This window comes from bacterium, assembly GCA_040753085.1.
Classification (GTDB): Bacteria; UBA9089; JASEGY01; order JASEGY01; family JASEGY01; genus JASEGY01.
Map to the genome: position 1 here is coordinate 1 of JBFMHI010000213.1, position 3,505 is coordinate 3,505.

The following is a 3,505-nucleotide window of genomic DNA, read 5'->3' on the forward strand; positions in this document are numbered from 1 at the left end:
ACAAGGAAAAGACTTTTACCCCCCATAGTTGTGGAGATAATAACGTGATTGAGGCGAGGCATAATGTTCTCCAAACTGTTACCAGTTTTTCAGCCCTTTTTTAGGGGATTTGGGACAATGCCAAAATCCGCAATCCAAAATCCGCAATCCGAAATGAGCTGGAGGTGGCTTAGATGGCTAAAAGAGAGGTTAGAGTGATCTTCCCTGAGGAGCTTATTCGTGAGCCCCTCATATACCGAATCGGCCATGAGTTTAAGGTGGTCACAAATATCAAAAGGGCAAATGTGACCAGGGATTCCGGTTGGGTAGTCCTGGAGATTGAGGGTGATTCAGAAGAGATTGACCGGGTGGTCTCATACCTCCGAACAAAGGGAGTAAAGGTTGAGGTTGTTGACTCTTCAGAGCATATTGACCTTTAAATCTCGGATATCGAATGGCGAATCTCGAAGTTGAAGACTGAAGGCTATTGGACTTCAGCCTTCAGTCTTCAGCCTTCAGCCTTCAGTCTATTTACCCGAAATTCGCCATTAATAAGGGGGTAAGCGCTAATGAGCGATGTGGTCAGGGCCTACCTAGGGATGAAGGATAAACTGGTCGGCATAAAGATTAATCCGTCCCAGGATGGAGAGCATCCCAAAGAACCGGCCTGGTTTTGCCAGTTGGTAAAAGAAGCAGCCCTAAAGGGGAGTGAGTATGTAATTAACCTGAAGGACTTAGCCTGCCCTAACGCTGATATTACCCTTGGATTCCGCCGGCCAAGGTATATGGAGATTGAGCCGCGGATAAAAGAAGAGGTGGAAAGGGTAAGAATCGGCCCGGTGGAAGGAAGCAATTTGGTGCTCTTGTGCCTGAATAGCGAGCAGGTAATGACCCTGTCCATTCTCCTGGGTGGAATTACGGCTTCCTTTAAGGGTGAGATGGGGGTCTGTGGAGAGGCCACCGCCGCGGCTTATGAACAGAAGAAGCCAAAGCTTACCTTTCTCTGTAATGGAGCCCGGCTGATGGGGGGTTTCAAGACAAATGAAATCCTGGTGGCCATTCCTGTCCAGGAGTTTGAGGCCCTTAATCAGCGGATTGAGAATCTCCTTAAGACCGGCGGCAGCCTGTGCGGCTGCCAGGTGTCCGATATCCCAAAGGAGATGGTGGCGGCCTTTAGTGAGGCAGGATTTGAGAAAGGGGCTGACTATTTCTTTGGGAAGGTAGATTCACACCAGGTAAGAATCTATCTTAATAAGGATGAGACAGGCCGTATGCGGCAGCTTACCTTCTATCTCCCGGTGAAAGGGACAGAAGAGATCAAGGTTAATCCACCTTTTCAGTCAAAAAGGCGGGGTAATTGGACAGATATTTACGCCGTATTTGACATCGAGGCGCTGGGGGTTAATCTTTACACGGGCAAGAATATGGAGCAGGTATTCAAGACATTGGCTAAAAAGGCAACAGGGGGCAGATAAATCCGATTTCTGACCTCTGACTTCCTGATTCCAAAGGATGGTGCCAATTGAGGATCGAGTTATTTTATTCACCTATGTGCTCTATCTGTCCCCAGGCCAAAGCGGTGGTGAGGCGTATAGTGGAAAAGATCGGCGCCGATTACGAAGAAATCAACTTCCATTCCCAGGAAGGCGAAATAAGAGCCAGAAAATATAGGATTGATGAAGTTCCGTGTCTGATCATTAATGGGGAACAAAGGATTTCCGGCTTGCCAGATGAAGATCTGCTGTTGAGCCTACTTGAGGAGTGAAAGAGGCGCTGACCTCTGTCTTCTGGGAAAGCCTTTCGGATAAAGGAGAGTAGAAACAGGTGTTATTCGAAAGTGGTCAAAATAATGTAATTAATTAATAATTCTTTAATCTTTGTGTCTTAGTGTCTTTGTGGCTGAACACTTACAAAATATCTTCAATCTACACTCCAGATAAAGATAGCTATAGCCCTATTTATTATCCTTATCCGGGCTTCTATTATTGGTACCATTATACCAATTGATATATTGATATCTATCACTCCTGGTGGTTTATCACCATTCTGGCACTCATAGCCATCAACATTGTGTTCTGCGCTTTTAGTAAGAAGGAAGAAGGCTGATTATTTATTAATGCACATAGGCATCCTGATTATCCTAATGGGGGGAATCATTTGGTTTCAAGGAATATCTTGAAATGAGGAGGTGAAAGATGCAGCCTGATAGATTAATAGACATTCGAGGAGAAGTCTGCCCCTATACCTATGTCAAATCAAAACTAGCCTTAGAGGAGCTTGAACCTGGACAAGTCTTGGAGCTAATTGTAGACCATAAGCCGGCGGTTGAGAATGTGCCCCGAAGCATGGAAAACGAAGGGCATGAGGTGGTGGAGGTTAGTCAGATTAATAAGACTGACTACAAGATTGTGGTCATAAAGAGATGAGCTATGACTTTTTATCATAGGACTATGAGAATTTTTCATTTGACAAATAGTAAATAGTAATGTTATTATATAAGAAAAATATTTCCAATTAAAATACTCGACAATAAGGGGAGGGTATCACTATGAAATTTGGCATGCTGTTGACGACCAGCCCTGAGAGCCAGAATTCCGAGACGGTGATTAATTTAGCTGAAGCAGCGTTGGAGGCTGGCCACAAGGTAGAACTCTTTCTGATGGATGATGGGGTTTACAATGTGGTCACTGGGGCCGGTATTTCTGCCCGGTTTGCAGAACTGATAACTAAAGGGGCCTCTCTGGCCCTGTGTGCCCATACCGCCGAAGAGCGGGGTGTGGAAAAAGAAGACTGCCTTGAAGGGGTGGGTTTTGCCGGCCAGTATGAGCTGGCCTGTATGGTGAATGAGGCAGATAGATTCTTAACCTTTGGAGGATGAGGAAATGAAGAAAGTCGCCATTATTGTCAGGGCATTGCCTTTTAATACTATCCGAAATTCAGAGGCCTTAAGATGTGCGGTAGGATTGACCCTCGAGGAAGAGAATAAAATCTCGGTGATTTTTATGGATGATGGTGTCTGGACGGCTGCTTCGCTTGATTCTAAGGCGGCCCTATCCCGTGACCTAGATAAGCATGTGGAAACCCTGAAGATGATGGAAGTGGAGATGATGGCTGAAGAGGAGGCATTAGCCAGCCGAGGTGTCAAAGTCAGCCGCCAAGAGATAATGACCAAATCCAGAGAGGCAATTAATCAGGCTATCCAAGAGGTGGATGTGGTGATGCCTTTGTAGATTGGGATTAACCGTTCAGGGGGTAATGAAAGTTGAGGGGGAATTTTTGTAACTATTCAGCTCTTAAGACACAAAGATTACCAATAATAGCATACGGATTACACGGATGAGACGGATTGACACGGATGAGACGGATTGACACGGATGAGACGGATTGACACGGATAAAGATTTATTAGAAAAAATCCGTGAGAATCCGCCAAAATCTGTGTCATCCGTGTGCTATTCTATCATTCTCTTCGTGGCTTAGTGGCTTTGTGGCTGAACGGTTACGATTGGGATTGTCAAGATGTAACT

The 3,505-nt window shown here is 45.4% G+C and carries 7 protein-coding genes; all 7 read left to right on the forward strand.

Annotated features, from left to right (window positions below; translation table 11 throughout):
* The first annotated feature begins 173 nt into the window (after positions 1 to 173).
* Positions 174 to 419 (forward strand): NIL domain-containing protein, encoded by a 246-nt coding sequence (locus tag AB1797_13605; protein ID MEW5768621.1) that lies wholly within the window; start codon positions 174 to 176, stop codon positions 417 to 419.
* Between the two features lie 129 nt (positions 420 to 548).
* Positions 549 to 1,454, forward strand: coding sequence for a DUF169 domain-containing protein (locus tag AB1797_13610; GenBank protein MEW5768622.1), 906 nt, complete (start codon positions 549 to 551; stop codon positions 1,452 to 1,454).
* Positions 1,455 to 1,501: 47 nt separating this feature from the next.
* Positions 1,502 to 1,744 carry a thioredoxin family protein gene (locus AB1797_13615; protein ID MEW5768623.1) on the forward strand — a complete coding sequence of 81 codons (243 nt, stop codon included), beginning with the start codon at positions 1,502 to 1,504 and terminating at the stop codon, positions 1,742 to 1,744.
* A 251-nt stretch (positions 1,745 to 1,995) separates the two neighbouring features.
* Positions 1,996 to 2,085: a cytochrome c biogenesis protein ResB gene (locus tag AB1797_13620; GenBank protein MEW5768624.1), complete on the forward strand. Its 90-nt coding sequence runs from the start codon at positions 1,996 to 1,998 to the stop codon at positions 2,083 to 2,085.
* Positions 2,086 to 2,174: 89 nt separating this feature from the next.
* The gene (locus AB1797_13625; GenBank protein MEW5768625.1) at positions 2,175 to 2,405 is read left to right on the forward strand and encodes a sulfurtransferase TusA family protein; all 231 of its coding nucleotides are present in this window, start codon (positions 2,175 to 2,177) and stop codon (positions 2,403 to 2,405) included.
* Positions 2,406 to 2,527: 122 nt separating this feature from the next.
* Positions 2,528 to 2,857 (forward strand): DsrE family protein, encoded by a 330-nt coding sequence (locus AB1797_13630; protein MEW5768626.1) that lies wholly within the window; start codon positions 2,528 to 2,530, stop codon positions 2,855 to 2,857.
* A 4-nt stretch (positions 2,858 to 2,861) separates the two neighbouring features.
* The gene (locus AB1797_13635) at positions 2,862 to 3,209 is read left to right on the forward strand and encodes a DsrE family protein (protein MEW5768627.1); all 348 of its coding nucleotides are present in this window, start codon (positions 2,862 to 2,864) and stop codon (positions 3,207 to 3,209) included.
* Positions 3,210 to 3,505 lie beyond the last annotated feature (296 nt).